The organism is Streptomyces pimonensis (assembly GCF_041380215.1).
GTDB lineage: Bacteria > Actinomycetota > Actinomycetes > Streptomycetales > Streptomycetaceae > Streptomyces > Streptomyces pimonensis.
The window spans coordinates 1-1,585 of the sequence record NZ_JAHWZY010000102.1; the positions used below are offsets into that span (position 1 = coordinate 1).

The 1,585-nt window shown below is 68.3% G+C and carries 3 protein-coding genes; all 3 read right to left on the reverse strand.

Features of this window, described 5'->3' with window-relative positions:
* Window positions 1-472: 472 nt before the first annotated feature.
* Entirely contained in the window at window positions 473-925 is a 453-nt protein-coding gene (locus KYY02_RS33500; protein ID WP_371244808.1) for a hypothetical protein, read from the reverse strand.
* Window positions 926-1,066: 141 nt separating this feature from the next.
* Window positions 1,067-1,255 carry a hypothetical protein gene (locus KYY02_RS33505; RefSeq protein WP_371244811.1) on the reverse strand — a complete coding sequence of 63 codons (189 nt, stop codon included), beginning with the start codon at window positions 1,253-1,255 and terminating at the stop codon, window positions 1,067-1,069.
* A gap of 51 nt (window positions 1,256-1,306) precedes the next feature.
* Window positions 1,307-1,585: hypothetical protein (locus KYY02_RS33510; protein ID WP_371244815.1), on the reverse strand; the 279-nt coding region annotated here is incomplete at its 5' end.

Sequence of the window (1,585 nt, forward strand, 5' to 3'; positions counted from 1 at the left end):
AGGACCCCCACCACTGACGGACGCCCTTTCGGTTCTACTCGACGTGGGGCAGCGCGGCGAGGCCGGGGCTCTGCGCTGGAGGTCGGCTTTGTTCCTTTGCGGCAACGGGCAACGTACTTCCGCTCGCGCGGAGAGCACCGCATCGAGGCCGACGGGTAGAAGTACCGTGACGGCTCACCTCCGCTCGCGCGGAGAACAGTTGAGGTTGTTGCCGAGCTGTCCGAGGCGGCGCCGCAGCGCGAATACAGCTCATGCAGCATCTCTCGCTCACCCGCGGTGTCCGTCGCTCCCCGAGCGTGGCGACGGCCTCCTCAAGGACCGCCTGCCTCACGGGCCGACTTCCGGACCCACGGCTCGCACGTACGAGTGCCGTCCGATCCGAAGCCGTCGAGGGCGGTGGACGCGCGGCCGGGCGGCCGGTGCGGTGGACCCCGCCGGCCGCGCACCGATCCTGTCGTCCCGCCTTCCTGGGCTACCGTCGGTTGATTCCGGGCAGACGAACGTCGGCATCATCGAGCATCAGCAGGGTGCGCGCCCGGGTCCGCTCCTTCATATAAAGCCAGGAGGCCTCCACCAGACCCCTGTCGAGGAGGAGCTGATCCAGTACCTCGAAGTAGACGGCACCACCGACGTGCTCCGTGGAGTGGTCCACGATGCGCTCCACGAAGTCCCAGCACCGGGCGAGCAGCCGCGTGTCCGGGTTGTCGCTCCTCAGCTGCGGCAGCAGCACCGGCGTGGTGAAGCATCCGGCCAGCAGTTCGTACAGCATCACGGCCGCGTCCTCGGTCAGGACGGCCGCTTCCGCGGGCCGGCGGAACATCTCGGCGATGGAGTCGGCGGATTCGGGGACCATGCGCAACAGCAGCGGGGGGATCTCCTTGACCGGGATCTCCTCGACCGGATCCCCGGTGGGGGTGTCGCTCATGTCTACCTCAGCAGGTGTGTCGGTCGTGCCATGGGCATGGGTTCGGAGCCCTTCGTGCGAGATGTCCCGGACCTCGTGGGGGAGACGGGCGACAGAACGGGCAGGACCCCCACCTCTCCGGTGTGATTCCTGCCCGTTCCTTCATTTGCTGGCCGGCTGGTCGTCCTCATGGAGGTCCTCCGGCAGCAGATGCCGCGCCATCTGCAGCATGCGCTCCACCCGGAGCGGAGCCGGCTCCACCTCCTTCAGGAGCCAGTAGGCGAAGAGGGCACTGCCCTTGGCTCTGCCCGAGAACACTTCCTCGTAGAGCGTCCAGACGCCTGAGCGCACGACGTCCTTGCACTCCTCGGCGAGAGCGTCGTCGTCCAGGACGACGCACCCTCACAGCAGGTCCAGAAACCGATGCCTGGCCTGCACGGAGAGGCTGTGCCCCGCCAGTCCCGCCAGCAGGGCCCGGGCGACCGGCACGACGGCCCTCGTCCCCCAGGACTCCTGGAGGACATGTCCCTCGATACCCCGCGGCTCGGCCTCCGCCCACGTCCGGGCGCGGGCCAGGCGCAGCAAGTCGTCCGGGACGTGCTCCGCCGATCTGCAACTACGGCACGGAAGTGCGGACCAGTCGTACAGGCTCAGTTCCATGTCCGGGTCTGTGTAGCAAAC

What these genes read in the sequence shown, in the direction of transcription:
- KYY02_RS33500 (WP_371244808.1), bottom strand. Translation starts at nt 925, where the DNA reads ATGAGCGACACCCCCACCGGGGATCCGGTCGAGGAGATCCCGGTCAAG.